22 protein-coding genes are annotated in these 22,479 nt (G+C 69.2%); 18 read left to right on the top strand and 4 right to left on the bottom strand.

The annotated features are described in order from the left end of the window. Window position 1: 1 nt before the first annotated feature. The 5 genes from BLS74_RS31680 to fae (BLS74_RS31700) all read left to right on the top strand — a co-directional run bounded on the left by BLS74_RS31680 (window position 2) and on the right by fae (BLS74_RS31700) (window position 4,668). Window positions 2–1,153 (top strand): ATP-grasp domain-containing protein, encoded by a 1,152-nt coding sequence (locus tag BLS74_RS31680; protein ID WP_093111684.1) that lies wholly within the window; start codon window positions 2–4, stop codon window positions 1,151–1,153. Continuing rightward, a complete protein-coding gene (gene mch, locus BLS74_RS31685; protein ID WP_093111686.1) occupies window positions 1,150–2,157 on the top strand; it encodes a methenyltetrahydromethanopterin cyclohydrolase in 1,008 nt (335 codons plus the stop codon). The genes BLS74_RS31680 and mch overlap by 4 nt, the downstream gene beginning before the upstream one ends. 30 nt (window positions 2,158–2,187) lie before the next feature. Then, a complete protein-coding gene (locus tag BLS74_RS31690; RefSeq protein ID WP_093111688.1) occupies window positions 2,188–3,144 on the top strand; it encodes an ATP-grasp domain-containing protein in 957 nt (318 codons plus the stop codon). Beyond that, complete coding sequence (locus BLS74_RS31695) at window positions 3,144–4,082, top strand: triphosphoribosyl-dephospho-CoA synthase (protein WP_093111690.1); 939 nt, start codon at window positions 3,144–3,146, stop codon at window positions 4,080–4,082. The genes BLS74_RS31690 and BLS74_RS31695 overlap by 1 nt, the downstream gene beginning before the upstream one ends. Before the next feature lie 73 nt (window positions 4,083–4,155). Further along, on the top strand, window positions 4,156–4,668 hold the full coding sequence (fae, locus tag BLS74_RS31700; RefSeq protein WP_093111692.1) for a formaldehyde-activating enzyme: 513 nt from the start codon (window positions 4,156–4,158) through the stop codon (window positions 4,666–4,668). Window positions 4,669–4,750: 82 nt separating this feature from the next. On the opposite strand, the gene BLS74_RS31705 is transcribed toward fae (BLS74_RS31700), so the two are convergent. Next, the gene (locus BLS74_RS31705; protein WP_348272454.1) at window positions 4,751–5,263 is read right to left on the bottom strand and encodes a dihydroneopterin aldolase; all 513 of its coding nucleotides are present in this window, start codon (window positions 5,261–5,263) and stop codon (window positions 4,751–4,753) included. A 213-nt stretch (window positions 5,264–5,476) separates the two neighbouring features. On the opposite strand from BLS74_RS31705, the gene BLS74_RS31710 reads away from it, so the two are divergent. From BLS74_RS31710 to BLS74_RS31730, 5 genes are read left to right on the top strand one after another with little or no spacing between them, the layout of a single operon-like run. Further along, window positions 5,477–7,522, top strand: a complete 2,046-nt coding sequence (locus BLS74_RS31710; RefSeq protein ID WP_093111694.1) for a sigma-54-dependent Fis family transcriptional regulator — start codon at window positions 5,477–5,479, stop codon at window positions 7,520–7,522. A 19-nt stretch (window positions 7,523–7,541) separates the two neighbouring features. Continuing rightward, entirely contained in the window at window positions 7,542–8,195 is a 654-nt protein-coding gene (locus tag BLS74_RS31715; RefSeq protein ID WP_093111696.1) for a flavoprotein, read from the top strand. Beyond that, window positions 8,174–9,610, top strand: a complete 1,437-nt coding sequence (locus BLS74_RS31720; protein ID WP_093111698.1) for a DUF6513 domain-containing protein — start codon at window positions 8,174–8,176, stop codon at window positions 9,608–9,610. Before BLS74_RS31715 ends, BLS74_RS31720 begins: the two co-directional genes overlap by 22 nt. Before the next feature lie 8 nt (window positions 9,611–9,618). Then, a complete protein-coding gene (locus tag BLS74_RS31725) occupies window positions 9,619–10,200 on the top strand; it encodes a DUF447 domain-containing protein (protein WP_093111700.1) in 582 nt (193 codons plus the stop codon). Continuing rightward, on the top strand, window positions 10,197–10,901 hold the full coding sequence (locus BLS74_RS31730) for a (5-formylfuran-3-yl)methyl phosphate synthase (RefSeq protein ID WP_244504114.1): 705 nt from the start codon (window positions 10,197–10,199) through the stop codon (window positions 10,899–10,901). The genes BLS74_RS31725 and BLS74_RS31730 overlap by 4 nt, the downstream gene beginning before the upstream one ends. A 19-nt stretch (window positions 10,902–10,920) precedes the next feature. Here BLS74_RS31730 and BLS74_RS31735 read toward each other — a convergent pair whose 3' ends face one another. Genes BLS74_RS31735 through BLS74_RS31745 form a run of 3 tightly spaced genes read right to left on the bottom strand, consistent with a single transcriptional unit; the run spans window position 10,921 to window position 13,572 of the window. Beyond that, window positions 10,921–11,520: an amino acid kinase family protein gene (locus BLS74_RS31735; RefSeq protein ID WP_093111702.1), complete on the bottom strand. Its 600-nt coding sequence runs from the start codon at window positions 11,518–11,520 to the stop codon at window positions 10,921–10,923. Beyond that, window positions 11,520–12,599, bottom strand: coding sequence for a hydantoinase/oxoprolinase family protein (locus BLS74_RS31740; RefSeq protein WP_244504115.1), 1,080 nt, complete (start codon window positions 12,597–12,599; stop codon window positions 11,520–11,522). The genes BLS74_RS31735 and BLS74_RS31740 overlap by 1 nt, the downstream gene beginning before the upstream one ends. Further along, window positions 12,586–13,572, bottom strand: coding sequence for an ATP-grasp domain-containing protein (locus tag BLS74_RS31745; protein ID WP_093111706.1), 987 nt, complete (start codon window positions 13,570–13,572; stop codon window positions 12,586–12,588). The genes BLS74_RS31740 and BLS74_RS31745 overlap by 14 nt, the downstream gene beginning before the upstream one ends. 27 nt (window positions 13,573–13,599) lie before the next feature. On the opposite strand from BLS74_RS31745, the gene BLS74_RS31750 reads away from it, so the two are divergent. The 8 genes from BLS74_RS31750 (at window position 13,600) to BLS74_RS31785 (ending at window position 22,386) form a co-directional block, all read left to right on the top strand. Beyond that, on the top strand, window positions 13,600–14,328 hold the full coding sequence (locus BLS74_RS31750; RefSeq protein WP_093111707.1) for a HisA/HisF-related TIM barrel protein: 729 nt from the start codon (window positions 13,600–13,602) through the stop codon (window positions 14,326–14,328). A 232-nt stretch (window positions 14,329–14,560) separates the two neighbouring features. Next, a complete protein-coding gene (locus BLS74_RS31755) occupies window positions 14,561–15,802 on the top strand; it encodes a molybdopterin-binding domain-containing protein (RefSeq protein WP_093111709.1) in 1,242 nt (413 codons plus the stop codon). Then, window positions 15,799–17,478, top strand: coding sequence for a formylmethanofuran dehydrogenase subunit A (locus BLS74_RS31760; protein ID WP_093111711.1), 1,680 nt, complete (start codon window positions 15,799–15,801; stop codon window positions 17,476–17,478). The genes BLS74_RS31755 and BLS74_RS31760 overlap by 4 nt, the downstream gene beginning before the upstream one ends. After that, a complete protein-coding gene (gene fhcD, locus BLS74_RS31765) occupies window positions 17,475–18,404 on the top strand; it encodes a formylmethanofuran--tetrahydromethanopterin N-formyltransferase (protein WP_093111713.1) in 930 nt (309 codons plus the stop codon). Before BLS74_RS31760 ends, fhcD begins: the two co-directional genes overlap by 4 nt. Beyond that, the gene (locus tag BLS74_RS31770; protein ID WP_093111715.1) at window positions 18,401–19,231 is read left to right on the top strand and encodes a formylmethanofuran dehydrogenase subunit C; all 831 of its coding nucleotides are present in this window, start codon (window positions 18,401–18,403) and stop codon (window positions 19,229–19,231) included. The genes fhcD and BLS74_RS31770 overlap by 4 nt, the downstream gene beginning before the upstream one ends. 30 nt (window positions 19,232–19,261) lie before the next feature. Then, window positions 19,262–19,795 (top strand): formaldehyde-activating enzyme, encoded by a 534-nt coding sequence (gene fae / locus BLS74_RS31775; protein ID WP_093111717.1) that lies wholly within the window; start codon window positions 19,262–19,264, stop codon window positions 19,793–19,795. Next, on the top strand, window positions 19,796–21,700 hold the full coding sequence (pabB, locus tag BLS74_RS31780; RefSeq protein WP_093111719.1) for an aminodeoxychorismate synthase component I: 1,905 nt from the start codon (window positions 19,796–19,798) through the stop codon (window positions 21,698–21,700). 29 nt (window positions 21,701–21,729) lie between these two features. Further along, window positions 21,730–22,386, top strand: coding sequence for an HAD family hydrolase (locus BLS74_RS31785; protein WP_093111721.1), 657 nt, complete (start codon window positions 21,730–21,732; stop codon window positions 22,384–22,386). Window positions 22,387–22,479 lie beyond the last annotated feature (93 nt).

Consider the following 22,479-nt stretch of genomic DNA (forward strand, 5'->3'; position numbering starts at 1 on the left):
GATGCGCACGCTCGCAGTCGCCGCAATCTCCGCGCGTGCCATGGCCGAGGCGGCAGCGCACGACGGCTTCGACGTGGTCGCGCTCGACCTGTTCGGCGATGTCGACACGCGGCGCGCGGCCTCGCGCTGGCTGCCGATCGGCGCGCCTGGAAGCCTCCATATCGATGGCGTGCGGGTCTTGGCCGCATTGCGCGAGCTGGCGCGCGAACGTGAAGGCGGGGGGCCGGTCGTGGGATGGGTGGCGGGCAGCGGTTTCGAGGGGGAGCCCGCGTTGCTCGAACAGGGCGCGGCCGTACTGCCGCTGATCGGCACTGCAGCGGCCGCGGTGCGCCGCCTGCGCGATCCGGTGATGTTCTTCGGCTTTCTCGCGGCCGAGCGCATGCCGCATCCGCAGGTGAGCTTCGAGCCTCCCGAGAATCCTGCAGGGTGGTTGATGAAGGATGCACATGGCTGCGGCGGCTGGCATGTTCGCCGCGCGCCCTGGCCGAAGGACGAGCGGCCCAGCGCGCACCGCTATTACCAGCGCGAGATGCCGGGGCTGCCGATGTCGGCCACCTTCATCGCCAATGGACGCAATGTCCATGTGCTCGGCTTCAACGAACTGAGCGTGCGCAGTTTCGGCGCGCGGCCTTTTGTTTTTTGCGGCGCGGTCGGCCCGGTCCCCGTAGCGGCCGACATGGCGCGCCGCGTCACGGCCATCGCGCTGGCGCTCACCGCGGAGTTCGAGCTCTGCGGCCTGTGCAGTCTCGATTTCATGCGCGACGGCGACGCCATCGGCGTGCTGGAAGTCAATCCGAGGCCGCCGGCGAGCATGAGCCTCTACCGTCGGCCGGCCGGCTCGCCGGGCCTGATGCAGGCGCACTTGCGCGCCTGCCTGGACGGGGAGTTGCCGCCGGCAACGCCCTTGCCTGCGCAAGATGTCGAAGGCATGGAGATCGTGTTCGCGCCGCGAGCCCTGCAGCTCGACGCGCCGGCAGCGCAGCGGCTCGCCGCATGGCCCGGCATTCGCGACCTCCCCGATGCCGGCCAGCGCTTCGGCATCGACGACCCCGTGTGCACCCTGACGGCGAGCGCAAGCAGCGCCCAGCAGGTTCGCACGCGCTTGAACGAAGGCCGCGAGCGGCTGCTGCAATCACTGGAGACCTTGGCATGAGCAACACTTCCTCGCCGGCGGCGGCCGCGGGCCTGAGCGTCAACCTGTTGGCGCAGCCATTGGTCGAACGCCTGCTGGCCGATGCCGATGCGCTGGGCCTGCATGTGCGCCGCGACGACACCGGGGTCCACATCGTCGATGCCGGCATCGAGGCGCGCGGCAGCATGGCTGCCGGGCTGCGGATCGGCGAGATCTGCATGGGTGGACTGGGGCATGCGCACCTGCGCAGCGGCGGCAGCGCCGAAGGCTGGCCGACCTGGCTCGACGTGCGCAGTTCGCAGCCGGTACTGGCGTGCCTGGGCAGCCAGTACGCGGGCTGGAGCCTGTCGGCGACCAAGGAGGAGACCGGCGGCAAGAAGTTCTTCTCGCTCGGCTCCGGTCCGGCGCGCGCGCTGGCGGTCAAGGAAAAACTCTTCGCCGAGCTGGGCTACCGCGATCGCGCGGACTTCGGCGTGCTCGTGCTGGAAGTCGATCGCACGCCGCCGAAGATCGTGGTCGACAAGCTGCTGCGCGACTGCGACCTGCCCGCGCAGGCGCTGACGCTGATCCTCACGCCCACCACCAGTCTCGCGGGCACCACGCAGGTGGTGGCGCGCGTGCTCGAAGTGGCGCTGCACAAGGCGCACGAACTGGGCTATGCGCTGGCGGACATCGTCGATGGCGACGCCAGCGCTCCGCTGCCGTCGCCCAGCAGCGATGGCGTCGAGGCCATGGGGCGCACCAACGACGCGATCCTGTACGGCGGCCGCGTGCATCTGACGGTGCGCGGCGACGACGACGCGGCCCGCGCGCTGGCCCGTGCGCTGCCCTCGCGCAACTCGCGCGACTACGGGCGTTCGTTCGCGGAGATCTTCAAGGAGGTGGCGTACGACTTCTACAAGATCGATGGCGCGCTGTTCGCCCCGGCCGAGGTATGGGTCAGCAATCTCGACAGCGGCAACACCTGGCACGGCGGAGCGTCCGACATGGCGCTGCTGCAGCGCCTGTGGCTGCAGGAGGCCTGAAATGATGGATCGCATGCGCGGGGTGAGTCCATGACCATTCGCGTGGTCATCATGAGTGACGAAATCGGTTGGCACACGCGCCAGCTGCAAGCCGCGCTGCGCACGCGCGGTGCGGTAGGGCGCTGCGTCGACCTGGCGGCCTGCCAGATCGACACCACTGCGGCATGGCATGGCCTGGTCATTCCCGGCTACGGGCGCGAACTGCCCGACGCGGTCCTGGTCCGGGGCATTGCCGGCGGCAGTTTCGAGCAGGTCACGAAGCGCCTTGGCGTGCTGCACGCGCTGCGCGAGCTGGGCGTGCCGGTCTACAACGATGCCCGCGCGATCGAGCGTTCGGTGGACAAGTCGATGACCAGCCTGCTGCTGCATGCCGCGCGCATTCCGGCCCCCGCCACCTGGGCGACGGAATCGGCGGCCCAGGCCCGGCGCATTGCGATGCGCGAGACGGCTGCGGGCCATGCGCTGGTGCTCAAGCCCTTGTTCGGCTCGCAGGGCAAGGACCTGCAGCTGGTGGGCGAGGTCGACGGCGTGCATCACCCGATGCCCGACACCGACGCACGTTACGCGGGCTTGGCATATCTGCAGCGCTTCGTGCCGCCGGTGGCTGCGCCGGGCTTCGACTGGCGCGTGCTGGTGGTGGGCGGGCGCGCGCTGACCGCGATGCGGCGCGTGAGCGCGCACTGGGTCCACAACGTGGCCCAGGGTGCGCGCTGCGAGCCTGCCGAACTGGAGCAGCCGCTCGCGCAGTTGGCCGAACGCGCCGCGCTCGCGCTGGACATGGACTACGCGGGCGTGGACCTCATCGCAGCGGCGAGCGGGCCGCCGATCCAAGTGCTGGAAGTCAATGGCGTCGCTGCCTGGCAGGGGCTGCAGCGCGTGACGGCTTTCAACATCGCCGGGGCCATCGTCGACGACTTGCTGGACCGCAAGATGGCGCAGGCGCGCCGCCGCCTGGAGGAGGGCGTGGCTCCGGAGCGCCGCGCCTGATGAGCGCGCAGCAGGCGGCGATCGAAAGGGCCCGGGCCTGCTTCCTGCGGGCCTGCTGGCTAGACGTCGCGGTGCGCAAGCCGGGCAACGTCAGCCTCGTCTCTCCGGGGCACGGCATGCAGGCCTCGATGTTCATCGCCAGCGCGCAAGCGGCGGCGGGCGCGCTGTTCGAACCCGGCTTATGTGTGGGCGGGCGCATCGAGCGCGCCGTGGCCGCGACTTGGGAGGTCGCCGGATGCAACACCAACCTCGGCATCCTGCTGCTGTGCGCGCCGATCGCGCTGGCCATGGAGCGCCACCCCGGCGCCACGACCTGTGCGGCCTTGCATGCTGCGGTCGAGTCCGTGCTGGCCGCGCTCGACATCGATGATGCACGCGCGGCCTATCGCGCGATTGCGCGCGCGCGCCCCGGCGGCCTGGGAAACGCCCCGGCGGAGGATGTGCACGACGATCCGAGCATCGACCTGCGTGCTGCGATGGCGCTGGCTGCGGAGCGCGATCTCATCGCGCGGCAGTACCGCGACGGCTTTGCGGATCTGTTTGCACTGGCCTTCCAGGCGCCGATCCACGGCATGACTTGCGGCGAAGGCCCGGTCGACGGCGAGGCGCCGCCCGATGCCGCCACTGTGGCTTCCGTCCAACGGCTTTACCTGGCTTGCCTGAGCGGCTTTGCGGATTCACACATTGTGCGAAATCACGGCGAGCGCGTGGCACAGACTGTCATGACGGCGGCGCAGGCCTGGCGTGAGCGCGAGCGCGCAGGCGCCGTGCTCGATGCCGAGCCCGACTTCGCCGGTTGGGATCTGTCACTGAAGGCCGCACGCATCAACCCGGGGACGAGCGCCGATTTCACGGTGGCGGCGCTGCTGCTTGCGGGCTGGATCGGCTCGTGCCCGACGCCCGCGCGCGAAGCAGCGAACGGATGGCACGGATCGTGATACCCATGACATTGCGCTGGTCATCCTGGCCGGTGTCGTAACGACCGTATCACCTTAGAGGAGACCCGAAACCATGGCAAAAATCGATCGACTGATGGTGGGCGAATCGCTCGTCGGCGAGGGCAATGAAGTCGCCCACATCGACCTGCTCATCGGCCCGCGCGGCAGCGCCGCTGAAACCGCCTTCGCCCACGCGTTGACCAACAACAAGGATGGCTTTACCTCGCTGCTCGCTGTGGTGGCCCCCAACCTGCTGACCAAGCCGGCGACCGTGATGTTCAACAAAGTGACCATCAAGGGCGCCAAGCAGGCGGTGCAGATGTTCGGACCGGCGCAGCGCGCGGTGGCGCTGGCGGTGGTCGACAGCGTCGAGGATGGCACCATCCCCATGGCCGAGGCGGACAACCTGTTCCTGTGCGTCGGCGTATTCATCCATTGGCTCGCCGACGACGACAAGAAAATCCAGGACTACAACTACCAGGCGACGCGCGAGGCGATCCAGCGCGCCGTTTCGGGCTCGCCCACAGCCGCCGAAGTGGTGGACAAGAAGGGCACGACTGCGCATCCGTTCGCGGCACACCTGTAGGCCACAAGCACTAACGAGAAGAAGCCGGCGCGTGAATCGGGCCGGCTTCTTTTCTTTCGCCTCGGAGCGAGGCGCGGCGCGCTCAGCGCTTGGCGGGCACCATGCCGCTGGCGAGAAACTTCAGCACCGTCGCGCTGTGAGCCGATCTCGACGTGCGGTACGTCGGCGCGTGGCGCTCGATCTGAACGCCGACCGATTGCACGTCGTCGAACTTGCGCGGCTTCACGACCTTCACGCGAACCCAGCTCGCGCGGAATTCGTTGATGAGAATGTCGGCGATGGCCTCGGCGAAAGCCTCGAGCAGTTGCAGCCGGTGTTCGACCAGGAGCCTGTGCAGGCGTTCGCGCACGACGCTGTAGTCGATCGTGTCGCCGATGCAGTCGGTGTCGCAGGCATGCGCGCGAGGCACGCCTGCGTACACGTCAATCAGGAGCGGCTGCGGGCGGTGCAGTTCGGACTCGTGGATGCCGATCACCGTCTCGCCATTGAAGCCCTCGATGAAGATCAGGTCCATCGGTGCCGTCGCATCGGCGGTGTCGGAGACCAGGGAGACATTGGAAGGGTGGTCGATGGAGGGACGCAGGCTGGTGTTCAAGTGATGTCTCCAGGTGAATTCGAATGTGTTTGAAAGTGTGTCCGCTGGCGAGTCGAGCCCCCCATGCGGGATTCATCAACGCAAAATGCAGGCCAGTGAACGGACCTGCTCCGGCGCTGCCCCGGCTCGGTGTTTCACCGGGTGCGCGGCATGCCGGCAAGCACAACAATGAGCCAACCAAGGAGACACGATGGAACGCGCCGGAGAACTCCAATGACATTGATGCCGCGGCAAGGTGATCGCCACGCCGACCGTGTGCTCGATGTCGTGAGACGAGGATTTCACGAGGAGGGCAACGATCTGGTCACGCGCTCGTGGAGCCGCTGCCTGAATCAGTACCAGCTCGACCCAGGGCGCGCGCGCGAACCGGTGGTGATTGAGTCTGCGGCCTTGCAAAGCCGGCGCAACCAGCATGCCGACGTGATCGAATGCGCACGCTACGAGATGACCACGCTCTATCAGCAGCTCGCGGACCCCGAGTCCGCCGTGGTGCTGACCGATACCGACGGCGTGATCGTGCACATGGTGTCTTCGCCCGAGTTCGCTGCCGAGGTCGAGCCGATGGGCCTGCATGCCGGCGGCATGTGGGGCGAAGCCGAAGCCGGCACCAACGGCATGGGCACCTGCCTCGCGGCCGCGCATCCGATCTCCGTGCGGCGGGAAGAGCATTTCTTCAGCCAGTTCACGCAGCTGACTTGTTCGGCGGTGCCGGTGCTCGATCCGACCGGCGAGATCATCGCGGTGCTCGACGTGACCAGCCGCTCCAGCCTGATGCAGCAGCATGTGCTGGTCCTGCTGGGCATGACGGCGCGCATGATCGAGAACCGGCTCATCGACAAGCGTTTCTCGAATGCGCATCCGCTGCATTTCCACAGCCGGCCCGAATTCGTCTACACGCTGCACGAGGGCAAGCTCGCGGTCGGAGAGGACGGGCGCATTCTTGCGGCCAACCGCAGCGCCTTGTTCCAGCTCGGCCTGCAATCGATGGACGAGATTCGTTCCCAGCGCATCGATGACCTGTTCCAGACCTCGCTCGAAGACATCCTGCAGCGCAGCCTGTCCTCCTCCTTCCACCCGGTCGTGGCCTACCGCGCCAAGGCGGCGCTGCGCTTCTTCGCGGTGGCGCGCCGGCCGGCGTCGGACGCTGCCACGCCCGCGCGTGCGCGTGTGGCGGGCATGGGCATCGTGGCACTGGACGAGGCGCAGGGCGAAGGCGTTCGCGTGCCGTCGCGAGTGTCTGCCGGGCGTGGCGCGCCGATCATCCGCACCTTCAAGGACGCGCGGCTCGTGGCCCATCTGGACACCGCGCGGCGCGTGGTGGCGCGCCGCACCCCGGTGCTGTTGTGCGGCGAGACCGGTTCCGGCAAGGAGGTCTTCGCGCGAGCGATCCACGAGACCAGTCCGCATGCCGAGGGCGCCTTCGTCGCCGTCAACTGCGCAAGCCTGCCCGAAACCTTGATCGAATCCGAGCTCTTCGGCTACAAGGCCGGCGCCTTCACCGGCGCGCAGCGCAGCGGACGACGCGGCAAGATCCTGCAGGCCGATGGCGGCACGCTGTTTCTCGACGAGATCGCCGACATGCCGCTGGAGTTGCAGGCCCGCCTGCTGCGTGTGCTCGACGAGCGCCAGGTGACGCCGCTCGGCACCGAGGAAACCCATCCTGTGGACTTCCAGCTCGTGAGCGCGAGCCATCGCCATTTGCCGAGCCTGGTGCGCGAAGGCCGATTCCGCGAGGACCTCTATTACCGGCTGGCCGGCATCGAGCTGGACCTGCCGCCCTTGCGCGACCGCAGCGACAAGCGCGAGCTGATCCAGGCCGTGCTGGCGGACGAAGGCGGCAGTGCGTGCAGGCTGGGCGAAGAGGCCGAGCGCCTGCTGATGGCTCATCCATGGCCCGGCAACCTGCGGCAGCTGCGCCACGTGCTGCGCACCGCGGCCGCGCTGGCCGACGGCAAGACCATCACGAGAGAGCACCTGCCTTCGCTCGCGGCGCGGCAGGCGCCGTCGTCCCTGCACGCCCATGCTGCGCTGCCCGCCGTCGCCGAGGCGATGGATGCCGAGGCGAACACGGCATCTGCCGACGCTGCGCCCGCGGTCAAACTCAACCCGATTCAGGCCAACGAGCGGCAGGTACTGTTGCAGATGCTGGAGCAGCATCGTTGGAACGTGAGCAACGTCGCCAAGGCGCTCGATGTCAGCCGCAACACCTTGTACCGAAAACTCCACAAGCTCCACATCGAGATCTCCCCGCCGGACTGAGTCCGCGCATCCATCGGCCATGGCCAATCTGGGGCACTCCGATGCGGTCGCCATCGACCCGCGCGGCGCCGGCCTGGCTCTCGAAGCCGGCGAGCCGCAGCTGCCTGCAGTGCCGCCGCGTTCGCGCCTGGCCTGGTGCATCACCGGCTCCGGTCATTTCCTCGAGGAGTCGCTCGCGCTCGCGGCGCGGCTGCCGGCGGTGGACCTGTTCCTCTCGGCCGCTGCCGAGGAAGTGCTGCCGATCTACAAGCTGCACATCGAGACGCTGAAACCGCGCTTTCGCGTGTTCCGCGACAAGACGGCCAGCGGCGTGCCGGTGGGCATGCTCTACGACGACATCTATCACACCGTCGTGGTCGCGCCGGCGACCAGCAACACGGTGGCCAAGTGCGCGTTCGGCATCAGCGATACGCTGCCGACCAACATGTTCGCCCAGGCCGGCAAGCTCGGCATCCCTGGCATCGTGTTTGCATGCGATACGGAACCGGTGGTGGTCACCAAGTCGCCGCACGACTGGGTGACGCTGCGCCCGCGGCGCATCGAACTGGACAACGTGGAGCGGCTGCGCGGCATCGACTTCTGCCGGGTGGTCTCTTCACCGGCCGAACTCGAAGCTGTGCTCGATGCACGACTGAAGGAACTCTCTCTCGCATGGAACACATCGTCTTCCTGACCGGGCGCCTCGCCCAAGCCAGCCTCACGCGGGTGCTGGCCGGCATCGAGGCGGCTCCGTTCACATGGGAAGTGCGAGAGATCGGGCTGCAGGTGGCGGCGCTCATGACGGCCGACCTGATCCGCCGCCGCGTGGCGGCGCCCGTGTTGAGCGAAGGCGAAGGCGAGAAGCGGCGTGCCGATCGCATCATCGTGCCAGGCCGCTGCCGTGGCGATGTCGAGGCCTTGAGTCTTCATTACGGCGTTCCGGTGGAGCGCGGTCCGCAGGAGTTGAAGGACTTGCCGCGCCACTTCAACCGGGCTGCGCAGCACATCGACCTGAACGAATACCAGGTTGCGATCTTCGCCGAGATCGTCGATGCGCCGCGGCTGTCGGTGGCGCAGATCATCGAGCGGGCGCAGCGGCTGGCCGCAGACGGCGCCAACGTCATCGACCTCGGTTGCCTGCCCGAGACGCGCTTCGATCATCTGGCCGAGAGCGTGCAGGCGCTGAAGGCCGCCGGCTTCCAGGTCAGCGTCGATTCGAGCGATTCACAGGAACTGCTGCGCGGCGGCAAGGCCGGCGCCGACTATTTGCTGAGCCTCACGCTGGACAGCCTGTGGATCGCCGACGAGGTCGCCGCGACGCCGGTGCTGATCCCGCGCGTTCCGGCCGACGAGGAGTCGCTGTACGAAGCGGTGGTGCAGATGCAGCGCCGCGGGCGCGCCTTCCTGGCGGATTCGATCCTCGATCCGATACCGTTCGGGCTAACCGCCTCGATCGTGCGCTACCACCGGCTGCGCGCGCGTTTTCCCGACGCGCCGATCATGCTCGGCGTCGGCAACCTGACCGAGCTCACCGAGGCCGACACGAGCGGCATCAATGCCGTGCTGTTCGGCATCGCCGCCGAACTGAACGTTGCCGCTGTCCTGACGACCCAGGTCAGTCAGCATGCGCGCCGCGCGGTGTGCGAGGCCGACTGGGCGCGCCGCATCATGCATGCGGCGGCTCAGCACGGCACCTTGCCCAAGGGCATGAGCGACGCGCTGATGACGGTGCATGCCAAGCATCCGTTTCCCGATACGCCCGAAGAAATCGGCGAGATCGCCGCGCAGGTGCGCGACCCGAACTTCCGCGTGCAGATCTCGCCCCTCGGCCTGCACGTGTACAACCGCGACGGCATGCGCCTGGGGCAGGGCGCCTTCGAACTCTGGCCGCAGCTCAAGCTGGAAGACGATGCGGACCATGCCTTCTACATGGGTGTCGAGCTGGCGCGCGCGGAGATCGCCTGGCAGCTGGGCAAGCGCTACGTGCAGGACCAGCCACTGGACTGGGGCTGCGCCGCGCCGCGGGCCACCGAAGACCTGGCGCGCTGGTGTGCGCCGGGAAGCACCATGAAGGCGCCGACAAACAATGCGGCCGAGCCCGGGCCATGAGCACTCCCATGAACGACCAGATCTTCGAAGCCGTGGTGACTACCGTGGCGCCCGGCGGGCAGGCGCATGTGGCGCCGATGGGAGTTCGGTACCAGGAAGGCGGCATCGTGCTGATGCCGTTCAAGCCCTCCACCACGCACGACAACATCGTGGCCACCGGCCGTGCGGTGCTCAACATCGTGTGCGACACCCGCGTGTTCGCCGGCTGCGTGACCGGCCGCAAGCTCTGGCCCACGCATGCGGCCGAACGCATCGACGGCGTGCGGCTGGCCTGTGCGCTGCGCCACGTCGAACTGGAGCTGGCCGAGCGCCGCGACGACGCGCAGCGACCGGTGTTGCGCATGATGTCCGTGTACGAGGCCACGCACGCACCCTTCGCCGGCTTCAACCGCGCCCAGGCCGCGGTGATTGAAGGGGCCGTGCTGGTCAGCCGCCTGCATATGCTGGCACCCGAGAAAGTGGAAACCGAAATGAGCTATCTGCAGATCGCGATCGACAAGACTGCGGGACCCGAGGAGCGCGAAGCGTGGGAATGGCTGCGCGCCGCGGTCGCGCAGCACCATGCCCGCGCGCAGGAGCGGACATCATGACGCGCATGCTCGTGAGTGTCCGCAGCGTGCAAGAGGCCCTGCTCGCGGCACGCGGCGGGGCCGACTTCATCGACCTGAAGGAGCCCGGCGAGGGCGCATTGGGCGGCTTGCCGGTGGCGACGATCGCCGCCATCGTGAGTGCATTGCGAGCGCACGAGATCGCACGGCCCGTGAGCGCGACCATCGGCGACCTGCCGATGCACGCGCTGCCTCGCATCCGGGCTCAGGTCGAGGCCGTCGGCGCCTGCGGCGTCGACTACGTCAAGGTCGGCATCGAGCGGGGGCCGGAGGCGTTCGCCGTGCTCGACGCGTTGGCGGCCTGCGACTGGCCGGTGGTGCCGGTCTTCGTTGCCGACCGCGGCCTGGATGCGGCGCTGGTCGCGCATGCCTGTGGGCTCGAGTTTCCGGCGCTCATGGCCGACACCGCCGACAAGCAGGCCGGCAGCCTGTTCGATGCGGTCCCGATGGCGGACCTGCGCCACTTTCTGGCGCTGGTGCGCGCCTCGGGCCGGCTGGTCGGGCTGGCGGGCGCGCTGCGCACGACGCATATTCCCTTGCTGCAGGCGCTGGCGCCCGATTTCGCGGGCTTTCGCAGTGCCGTTTGCGTTGGCGACCGCAAGACGGCGCTGTGCCCACAGCGGCTGGCGGCGCTGGCCGCGCTGCTGCACGGGCAGGCCGTCGACGAGCCCATGCCCGCTTGATCTTCTCCTGCGCCGGCGCTCAGCGCGCAGCGTAGGTGGCTTCGCCCAGCAGCAGCGCGCGCATGGTCGCCACCTGGCTCTTGTGAAGCAAGGTGATCGGGAAGGCTGCGTCGTCGGACAGCTCGGCAAATTGCGGGTCGACCACACCGGTATCACCCAGCTCGGCCAGTGTCAGCCCCGGGTCGATGGCGCAGGACTTGACCATCACCAGCTGCTCGGCGTTGAGGTGCTTCGCCAGGTCCAGCGCGATGGTGTCGGAGGTGGCGTCCCAACCGGTGCGTGCGTCCGGCTGGTCGCGCCGCAGCTCGAGGGGCAGCCACAGCGCGGTCTTTCCCTGGTGCAGCAGATCGGGGATGTCGGTCCTGCGCGCGGCCAGTTGCAGTGTGGGATTCAGCGCGTGCAACTGGTAGGCGGTCTGCGCCATCGCCAGCACCGCCATGTTGTGGGCGGCCAGGTCATCGAACTGCCAGTGCGCCTGGACGCGTCGCACTTCGTCGGCGAAGCTGCCGCCGCCGCAGACGATCGTCACGCGGCCGCCGCCGATCTGCGTGAGCAGATCCAGCCACTCCAGCAGCACCGGGTCGGCACAGAGGCTGCCGCCGATCTTGACGACCCACATCAGTCGTGCTCCCGTTCGAACAGCGCCGCCACCGCGACACTCGGAGCGCACACTTGCGCCCAGCCCGCGGTGCCCGCCGCCGCCTGGCGGGCCACCTTGGCTACATCGCTGCCATAGGCGGCGAGCCGTCGCGGGGCCGCTTCGGCGGCTGCGAGCTCGGGCACCAGGAAGGCGCCGCAGCCCGCGCTGACGATCACGGCTTCACGGGAGAGCGCATGCGCGGCCAGCACGCGGCGCAACTGCGCGGCCAGTGCTTCGAGCTGAGCGCTGCGCCAAGCCCGTGCCAGATCGAGCCATTCATCGGCGGCGGCATCGCGTTCGTCCAGTCCCACCATGCGTGCGAGACGCTGGCGCGTCGCCGGCAGGCTCTTGGCGGCGTTGTCGGCGCTCGGGTGCAGGTCGTGCGCCGGATCCAGCTCGCCGCTGAGCCGGTAGACGTCGGCGGTCGTGGCGAAGAATTCGTTCATCACATGGCGCGCATGGCCGCGCCATGTGATGCGCTGGGTCAGTGCGCACAGGGGTGTGCGCACCACGCCGTGGTAGGCCAGCTCGCCGCTCACCAGGCGTTCGGCGTCGCTGCGGCTCGCGGTCAGCACGCGAGCGTTGCCGAACGCGATCAGGTCGGTGGTCGTGCTGCCGATGTCGACCAGCACGCCCTCCGGCAGCGTGAGCGCGGCATGCCGCGCCGTCGCGAGCCAGTTGGCCGAGGCAACGCACTCCCATTGCCTGGCAACCTCCGCGGCGGCGCACCAGCCGGCGTCGCCGGCAAAGAAATGAAGCGCGCTCGGCGGAACCGGCAGCGCGGCCGCCAGCGTGGCGGCAATGCTTCGAACGCCGTCCTCGCGGTCGGGGAACAGATCGACCATCTCGCCCGTCATGGTCACGGCATGCTGCGCGGCCTCGAGCGCGGGCCAGCGCGTGCGCGCGGCTTGCAATGCGCGCACCAGATGGTCCAGGCCCTGCCAGAGAGGGCAACCCCATTGCGCCACGTCGACGACCTCGCCGCCTTGCAGCAGGCAGGCCTTGACGTGTGCGCCGCCGATGTCCCACCCGATGGTGGTGCGTTCAGACGTGGGCACGCGCAAGTTCCCGATCCTGGGTGTCGCCGTGCAAGCGGCTCGCCACCAGTTCAGCCGCCAGGTTGCGGCCCAACGCCGCCGAGAGCCCGACATAGGCGCAGGTGACGCGTGGATTGACCTCGATCACCACCGGCCCGCGCTGCGGATGCCAGACCAGGTCGATGCCGGCGAAACCGCGCAGGCCCGGGATGGCGCGCGCCACCTGCATGGCCAAGGCGGCCAGGGGACGCGTGCGCGGATCGTCGCGGCCCAGCGCATCGACCGTCACGCCTTCGAAGCAAAGTCTGCCTTGCGCATCGATCGCGATGCGCTGGCGGTTGACGCTCAGCATCTCGGCATTCTGCTCTGTGCACAGCAGCGACAGGCTCAGGGCCTCGCCTTCGACCCAGGGCTCGAGCGTGACGGCCGCGCCGGCCTGCGCGCGCCGGGCCTGGTCCTCGAGCGCAGCCGCGCGGCGGGTGTGCACGTGGGTGGCCACGCCGCCCGCGCCGTCGTCGGGTTTGACCACCCAGCGCTCGATCTCGGGCGCATGCTCGAAGGCCAGTGGTGTCGTCACGCCGTGCGCGGCCAGGTGCACGAGCGTGGCGTGTTTGCCGGCGGTGAGTTCGATGGCTTCGGCGCTGCAGCCCAGCCAGCGCGCATCGCCCACGATGCGCTGGAAGCGCGCCAGCAGGCCGTCCGTCTCGGGCGCGACCAGCCAGACCATGTCGTGCAGCGCACTCTGCCGCGCCACGAAGGCGAAGGCCGATTCGCCCGCGAGCGGACGCAGCGGCGCGGCGTGGGCGGGCAGGGTGTTCACGGGGACGCAGGTGGCCGCCGACACGGAACAATCGCGAACGCGCATCAGGTCTGCGACCATGGCATCGCGCATCGACAGCCCCAGCGGCAGCAGCTCGTCGGCCGCCGCGTCATCGCCGTAGTCGGTCCAGCCTCCGCCGCTGAGATACTCGTAAACAAACACGCGTGTCGTCATTTCCATCCTCCTTCCGGGTGCTTACCCATGATCTCCGAATTGAACCTGATCCCCGTCATCGACCTGCTGCAAGGCCAGGTGGTGCGTGCCGTGCGCGGCGACCGGCAAGCGTACCGGCCGATCGTGTCGGCGCTGTGCGCCAGCAGCGATCCGGTGACGGTGGCGCGCATCCTGTGCGATCACTGTGCGGCGCGGCAGTTGTACGTGGCCGACCTCGATGCCTTGCAGGGCCGGGCCACGCAGATTGCGGTGCTGGTCGATCTGCTGCAGGCGCTGCCCGAGATCGAGCTCTGGCTGGACGCGGGCTTGGCGGATGCATCGGCCGGCCAGGCATTGCGCCGCCAGCTGGCACCGTTCGCCTCGCGCATCGTGTTCGTGTATGGCAGCGAATCCCTGCGTTCGCGCGAGGCGCTGGCGCGCTGCTTCGGCAACGGCGCCGGTGAAGACGAAGTCCGGGCCGCGCTGTCGCTGGACCGGCGCGACGGCCAGCGCCTCGACGCCGCCGGCTGCTGGGACGCGGTGGAGTTGTGGCCGCAGCGGCTGATCGTGATGACGCTCGAGCGCGTCGGCTCCGGCGCCGGGCCGGACCTGGAGACCTTGCAGGAGGTGCGCCGCCTGGCGCCACGCGCCATGCTGATCGGTGCGGGCGGCATCCGCAGCGAGGACGACCTGGCGCGCGCCAGCGCGGCGGGCGCCGATGCCTGGCTCGTGGCCAGCGCGCTGCACGACCTGCAGCTGCCGCGGATGCGGCGCTGAACCGAGGACGCCCGGTGGGAGGAAGGTTCGGGGGCATGCCATCAGCGCCCTGCACACACGAACCGTGCCATCCCGCGAGCGGCTCGCGCGCCCTGCCATCGGCGCTTGCCGGCGCGCATTGACCGCCCGAAAGCGCAACACTCTGTCTCATAACGCGTGTGTCAGCCGGGCTTCGGCCAGGCACGGCTCGCCTGGCGGGTGAATGGCACGTGCTTTGCGTGGGTGCCTGCCCATGACTCCAGTCGACGCAAGCGCGCAGCCCGGCCAAGCCCCGTGGACCTGTCCTTTCTGCCCCTTGTTGTGTGACAGCTTCGGCGTGGAGCTCGGGCCGCCCGGCACGCCGCCCAGGCTGACCGGCAGCGAGTGCCCGCGCGCGCGCAGTGCGCTGGCCGCATTCGGCGGCGCGGCCGCAACCGAGCGGCCGCGGGTCGACGGCCGCGACTGCGATCTCGATACCGCGCTGGCCGCCGCCGCATCCTTGCTCGCGGCCAGCCGCCAGCCCTTGTTCGGCGGCCTCGGCACCGATGTCGCGGGCGCCCGGGCACTCTATGCGCTGGCCTGCGAAACGGGTGCCATCTGCGACCCGGCCCGCGGACCGGCGCTGATGCACGGCCTGCGCGCGCTGCAGGATCGCGGCGGCTTCTCGACCACGCTGGCCGAAGTGAGGACCCGGGCCGACCTCATCGTCTGCATGACCGGGGAGCCCACGCCGCGCTATCCGGAATTCTTCCGCCGCTGCGGCGTGGGCGGGCCGGAGGGCGCGCGCACCGAGATCCTGCCGCTGCACGGCGATCTGTTCGACACCGTGGCGCTGCTCGCGGCGCTCGTGGCCGGCCGTCTCGCTGCGGACGATGCGCGCGTGCCGGCCGACCTCGCAGCACTGTCGGAGCGTCTGCATGCAGCCCGCTATGCGGTGCTGGTGTACGAGCCCGGATGCCTGCCCGCCCACGGCGCGCTGATCGTCGAAGGCATCCAGCGCATCGTCGCCACACTCAACCGCAGCACGCGCGCGGCCTCGCTGTCGCTGGGCGGCGACGACGGCGCCGCGACCGTGAACCAGGTGTTCGCCTGGCTGTCCGGCCTGCCTTTGCGCTCGCGTGCCGGGCCTGCGGGACTCGAGCATGAGCCGCTGTGCTTCGATGCGGAGCGCTTGCTGGCCGTTGGCGCGGTGGACACGCTGCTGTGGGTGTCGAGCTTCGGCCCCGAACCCGGGCCGCCGCCGGTGGACCTGCCGCGCATCGTCCTGGGCCATCCGCAGATGCGGCTGCAGCAGGAAGCGATGCCTCCCCGCGAGCTGGTGTTCATCCCCGTGTCGACGCCGGGCATCGGGTCCGGCGGCCATCTCTTCCGCACCGACGGCTCGGTCCTGCTGCCGTTGCGGCCGCTGTACGACGACGGGCTGCCCAGCGTGAGCGACGTCGTCCGGCGCCTGACCCAGTCGGTACAGGCACTGAGGCGAGGGCTTGCGCAGTGACGACCCTTTGCCTGCGCGGCGGCCGCGTCATCGATCCGGCGAACGGGTGCGACGAGGTGCGCGATCTTCATGTGCGCGAGGGCCGCATCGTCGAGCCGGCGCCGCATGGCGCCGCGACCGAGGACATCGACGCGAGCGGCTGCATCGTGATGGCCGGCGGCATCGACATGCACACCCACATCGGCGGCGGCAAGGTCAATCTCGCGCGCATGCTGATGCCGGAAGACCATCGGGCCAACGCCAACCCTCTTGCGCTGCCCGACAACTCGCTCGAGATGGCCTCCTGCGGCACCTGCACGCCAGGCACGCTGGCCACCGGCTACCGCTACGTCGAGATGGGCTACACGGCCGCCTTCGAGCCAGCCATGATGGCCTGCAATGCGCGCCATACGCACATGGAAATGGGCGACACGCCGATCCTCGACCATGGCGCCTACGTGATGCTCGGCAACGACGAGCTGTTCCTGCGCATGCTGGCCGAGCGCTGGGATTTCGAACGCATCCGCGACTACGCCGGCTGGACCATCAACGCCAGCAAGGCGATGGGCGTGAAGGTGGTGAACCCCGGCGGCATCTCGGCCTTCAAGTTCAACCAGCGCAAGCTCGACGTCGACGAGAACCACGTGCACTGGCAGATCACGCCCAGGCAGGTGGTGCACACGCTGGCGCGCGCGCTGCGCGAGCTGGGGGTGCCGCATCCGCTGCACATCCACGGCAGCAACCTCGGGGTGGCCGGCAATATCCAGTCCACGCTGGACACCATCGCTGCGCTGGAGGGCTTGCCCGGACACCTGACGCACATCCAGTTCCATGCCTATGGCACCGAGGGGCCGAAGAAGTTCTCCTCGGCCGCCCTGCAACTCGCGGAGGCGGTGAACGCGCACAAGAACGTCAGCATCGACGTCGGGCAGATCATGTTCGGGCAGACCGTCACGGCCTCCGGCGACACCATGCGGCAGCACGCGCAGTCGGGCCTGGCCGATCCACGCAAATGGATCGGTGCCGACATCGAATGCGAGGCAGGCTGTGGCGTAGTGCCCTTCCGGTATCGCGAGCAGAGCTACGTGAATGCGCTGCAGTGGGTGATCGGGCTGGAGATCTTCCTGCTGGTCGACGACCCATGGCGCGTGGTGCTGACCACCGACCATCCCAACGGCGGCCCGTTCACCAGCTATCCGCACCTGATCCGCCTGCTGATGGACCGCAGCTTTCGGGAGGAGCAACTGGCCAAGCTGCATCCCGAGGTGGCTGCGCACGCCGCGCTGCGCTCGATCACGCGCGAGTTGTCGCTCTACGAGATTGCGATCATGACGCGCGCCGGTCCCGCCCGCCTGCTGGGCCTGCGCGACCGCGGCCACCTGGGCGCGGGCGCGGCAGCCGACATCGCGGTGTACCGCGAGGACGGCAACCGCGAGGCCATGTTCGCGACGCCCGCGTACGTGTTCAAGGACGGCGTCCTGGTATCGCGCGCCGGCCGCGTGACGGCGGTGCCCGTGGGCGGCACCCACTTCGTCGCGCCGGAGTACGACCGCGGCATCGAGCAACGGCTGCGCCGGCACCTCGCCGCGCAAGGGTCGGTCAACTTCGATCACCTCGCGATCGGCCACGACGAACTGTGCCGATGCTGCAACGGTGGGAGCCTGCTGCCGGCGGCCTGTTTCGAGGGGACCTCATGATCGTCAACGGCGTCGCGATCGACGACGGCTTCGCCGAGGCATTCCCGATGAAGGCCACGCGCATCGTCATCACGGCGCACAACCCCGTCTGGGCGCACCACGCGGCGGTGTCGGCCACCGGCTTCGCGACTTCGGTGATCGCCTGCGGCTGCGAAGCCGGCATCGAGCGCGAACTGGCGCCCGAGGAAACGCCCGATGGCCGGCCGGGCATTGCGGTGCTGATCTTCTCGATGTCGGGCAAGGAGCTGGCGAAGCAGATCGAACGCCGTGTCGGCCAATGTGTGCTGACCTGCCCGACGACGGCGGTGTTCGCCGGCATCGCGGAGGGCGAAGCCGTGGCCCTGGGCAAGAACCTGCGCTTCTTCGGCGACGGCTGGCAGACCAGCAAGGTGATCGCCGGTGTTCGCTACTGGCGCGTGCCGGTGATGGACGGCGAGTTCGTCGCGCAGGAAACCACGGCGGTGGTCAAGGCCGTCGGCGGCGGCAACCTGCTGCTGCTGGCGCGCGATACCGATGCGGCCTTGGCCGTGGCCGAGGCCGCGGTGGCGGCGATGAAGCAGCTGCCCAACGTCATCATGCCCTTCCCCGGCGGCGTGGTGCGCTCGGGCTCCAAGGTCGGCAGCAAGTACCCGGCGCTCAGCGCGTCGACCAACGACGCCTTTTGCCCCACCTTGGTAGGTTTGGTGGCGCATAGCGAACTGGCGCGCGGCGGGCCGGTGCAGCAGATCGGTTGCGTGATGGAGATCGTGATCGATGGCCTGACGGAGGCCGACGTGGGCGCGGCCATGCGCGTGGGCATGGAGGCCGCCGTGGCGATCGGACAGCCCGGCGGACTGCTGCGCATTTCCGCCGGCAACTACGGCGGCAAGCTGGGTCCGTTCCACTTCCATCTGCGCAGGCTGCTCGCCGCGGGAGATGACCAATGAGCGGGTGGCATTTCAGGCTGCGGCAGGCGCCTGCGCTGCGCGTCGATCTGCGCGGCATCACGCCCGCCGTGCTTGCAGGGCTCCCGATCGAGCAGGTCGAGCGGCTGCACGTCGGCCATGGCAACACGACGCTGGCGTTGGCGGAACTCTTCGACATCGCGCCGCGCGAGGAGGGCGTGCTGCATTTCGAAGGCAGTCTCGAACGCTTCGACCGCATCGGCTGGCAGATGGACAGCGGCCGCATTCGCGTCGAGGGCCATGCCGGCGACTATGCGGGCGGCTGCATGCGCGCGGGCGAGCTGCAGATCGAGGGCCGCGCAGGCCTGCTGGCTGCTTGCGAAATGGCGGGCGGCACGCTCACCGTCGAGGGCGATGTCGGCGACTTCGCCGCCAGCATCTTGCCCGGCAGCATGGACGGCATGCGCGGCGGCACCTTTGTCGTCCGCGGCAATGCGGGCGAGCGCTTCGGCGACCGCATGCGGCGCGGCACCGCCCTGGTCCATGGCGACGTGGGGGCTTTCCTCGGTTCGCGCATGGTCGCGGGCACCATCGCCGTGGGTGGCCGTGTCGGTGCCCATGCGGGCCATGGCATGCGTCGCGGCAGCGTGGTGTTTGCGGGGCCCGGCGCGGCCGTGCCGATCGGCGTCGAGACGATGCCGACCTTCGTGGCGAATCGCGCCGCGACCCCCGTGTTCTGGGCTTTGCTGGCGCGCGATCTGGCGCGTCATGGCGGAGCTTTCGGCGAACTGCCAGCGCGCCGCATCGAGCGCCATCTGGGCGATCTCGCAGCCGATGGCAAGGGCGAGCTGATCTACGTGAACCCGTGACCCACGGCTCTTCTAACATCTGGAGTCTTTGTGACGCATCCCCATCTCTTCCACGCCGGCGAGGCCACCGTACTCGCCAAGGACGGCCAGTTCACCGATGCCATGCCGGAGATCCTGATCGGCCTTGTCGACGGGCCGGTGGGCGCCGCCTTCGCCGGCATGATGGCGCAGAGCAAGGGTCACACGGCGATGTTCGCGATCCGCGCCTGCAACCAGCTCGTGCGACCGGCCACCATCATGGTGCCCAAGGTCACGCTCAAGGATTCGGCCAACATCGAGCTCTTCGGCGGGGTGGTGCAGAGCGCGACCGCTGACGCGGTGGTCGATTGCCTGATCGAGGGCATCATTCCCAAGGACCTGGCCAACGAGCTGTGCATCATCAGCCTGGTGTGGATCGATCCGCGATGCGCCAGGGACGACAATCTCGACAAGAAAGACATGTACCGCACCAACTACGAGGCCACCAAGCTCGCGATCCGGCGCGCGTTGAACAACGAGCCCACCGTGGACGAACTGATCGCCAATCGCCACCGGATCAAGCACGACATGGACGACTGGAGCTGAATGCCTAGGGACTGTCTCAGCTTCGCGCTGCTCGACGACTGCGCCTCGACGCGCGAGCGGCCGACCAGCCGGCTGTACACCGGCTATGTCCGCCAGCACCGTTGCACCGACCCAGCGAGTCTCGACACCGTGTGGGACCAGGTCGATGCCGATCTGCGGCAGGGCCTGCACGCGGTCCTTCTGGCCGATTACGAGTGGGGTGCCAAGCTGCTGCATGCCGGGCAGGCGCGGCTCGCATCGGAAGATGCTTCGGCGCTGCGGGTGCTGATGTTTCGCCAATGCGCGAGGCTCTCGGCCGACGAGGTCGCCACCTGGCTCGCGGAGCGCGAACAGAGCGAATCGTCCGAAGCCGGCGAGCCGCAGGCCGCCGGCGTGATGGAGCTCGTGTCCAGCATCGACGAAGCCGCCTTCACCGATGCCATCGCGCGCATTCACGCCGCCATCCGGGCGGGCGAGACCTACCAGGTCAACTTCACCTACCGCCTGCAGGGCCGAAGCTACGGTTCGCCCGTGAGCCTGTACCGGCGGCTGCGCGCGCGCCAGCCCGTGGCCTACGGCGCGCTGATCGCCTTGCCGCAGAGCGAGAAGGAAGAGGAGGGCGATGTCACGCACGTGCTCTCGTGCTCGCCCGAACTCTTCCTGCGCCACGATGCCGGCGTGCTGACAGCGCGTCCGATGAAAGGCACGGCGGCGCGCGGCGGCGCGCCCGAGGGCGACAGCGAGATGGCGCGCCTGCTGTCGGTGGACCCCAAGAACCGCGCCGAGAACGTGATGATCGTCGACCTGCTGCGCAACGACATCGGCCGCGTGGCGCGCATCGGTTCGGTGAAGGTGCCGGCGCTGTTCGCCGTCGAACCCTACGCCACGGTGTTCCAGATGACCTCGACCGTGCAGGCGAGGCTGCGCGCCGAGGTCGGCATGCCCGAGCTGCTGCGCGCTGTGTTTCCCTGCGGTTCCATCACCGGCGCACCCAAGCACCGCACGATGGAATGGATCGCCGCGCTGGAGAGCACGCCGCGCGGGCTCTACTGCGGTGCCATCGGTTGGGTCGATGCGCCGGCGCACGGCGCGCGCATCGGTGACTTCTGCCTGTCGGTAGCGATCCGCACCCTGACGCTCGGCGCCGAGGCCGGGCATTCGCGGCCGCTGCGGCTGGGCATCGGCGCCGGCATCGTGCAGGACAGCCGCGCCGCCGACGAGTTCGAGGAGTGCCTGCTCAAGGCGCGCTTTCTCACCGCCCTCGATCCGGGCTTCGAACTGTTCGAAACCATGCATGCCACGCGGCGTGAAGGCATCCGGCACCTGGAGCGGCACCTGGCGCGGCTGGCGCGCAGCGCCCGCTCGTTGGGCTTCGCGTTCGACCGCGACGCGGCGCTCGCGGCCTTGCGCGAAGCGTTGCCGGCGCTCGCGCCGGGGCAACCCTCGCGCCTGCGCCTGGCGCTGGCGCATGACGGGCGGCTTCACCTCACGCACGCGCCGCTGGCGCCCCTCGCCGGCGGCGCGGTGAAGCTGCTGATTGCAGACGAACGATTGCCCGATGGGAACCCGTTGGCTGCGCACAAGACCACATTGCGCCGGCACTACGACGCCGGCGTGCGTGCCGCGGAACGCGCCGGCGCCTTCGACAGCGTGTTCTTCACGGCCGACGGCCGGCTCGCCGAAGGCGGACGCAGCACGCTGTTCGCGCGCATCGAAGGGCGCTGGTGGACGCCGCCGGTCGCCGATGGCGCGCTGCCCGGCGTCATGCGCGAGGTGCTGCTCGAAGATCCCGCGTGGCAGGCGGCCGAACGCACGCTGCGCCGGGAAGACCTGCAGGCGGCGCAGGCGCTCGTGGTGTGCAACGCGCTGCGCGGCGCGCTGCCGGCGCAGCTCCAGCTCCAGGCGCATGAGGCTTCGGCCGCGTGAGGCGCGCGCGTTCGACTCCCGGCCCCGCAATGAAGCTGGCGCTGTTCGATCTCGACCACACCTTGATTCCGTTCGACAGCGGCATGGCCTGGACGCGCTTCCTGATCGCGCGCGGCGTCCTGCCGGCGCATGCGGAGTCGGTCTACCTGGGCTATTGCCAGCAGTACGTGGCCGGCACGCTGGACATTCGCGAGCTGCATCGCATCAGCGTCGCGCCGCTGGCGCGCTTCGGCCTCGCCGTGCTGCGGCAATGGGCGAGCGAGTTCGAGGCCGAGATGGCGCCGCAGGTGCCCGAGGCGATGCGTGCGCTGGTGCGCCAGCACCAGGCCGCCGGCCACCTCTGCGCCATCGTGACCGCCACCACCTGGCTCATCGCCGAGCCCTTTGGCCGGCTGTTCGGCGTTGCCGACGTGCTGGCGACGCAGTCGCGGGTCGTCAACGACGCGCTCGACGGGGCGATCGACGGCGACCCGTGCTTCGGCGTCCACAAGCTGATGCACGTGAAGCGCTTTCTGACAACGCGAGGCTTGTCGCTCGAGGCGCTCGAGCGATCGTGGTTCTATTCCGACTCGATCAGCGACCTGCCGCTCCTGGGCGCGGTCTCGGATCCGGTGGCGGTGTGCCCCGACGAGCGCCTGCGCGCCCTGGCCTTGGATGCCGGCTGGGAAATTCTCGAACGCACCTGAAGATGCCGACCTTCGCCGTGAACTCTCAACGTCATTCCCTCCAGCACATGGTCGCGGCCCTCTTGATTGCACATCAGCCTGGGCGGGAACGGA

It is taken from the genome of Variovorax sp. CF079, assembly GCF_900101545.1.
Lineage (GTDB): Bacteria > Pseudomonadota > Gammaproteobacteria > Burkholderiales > Burkholderiaceae_C > Variovorax.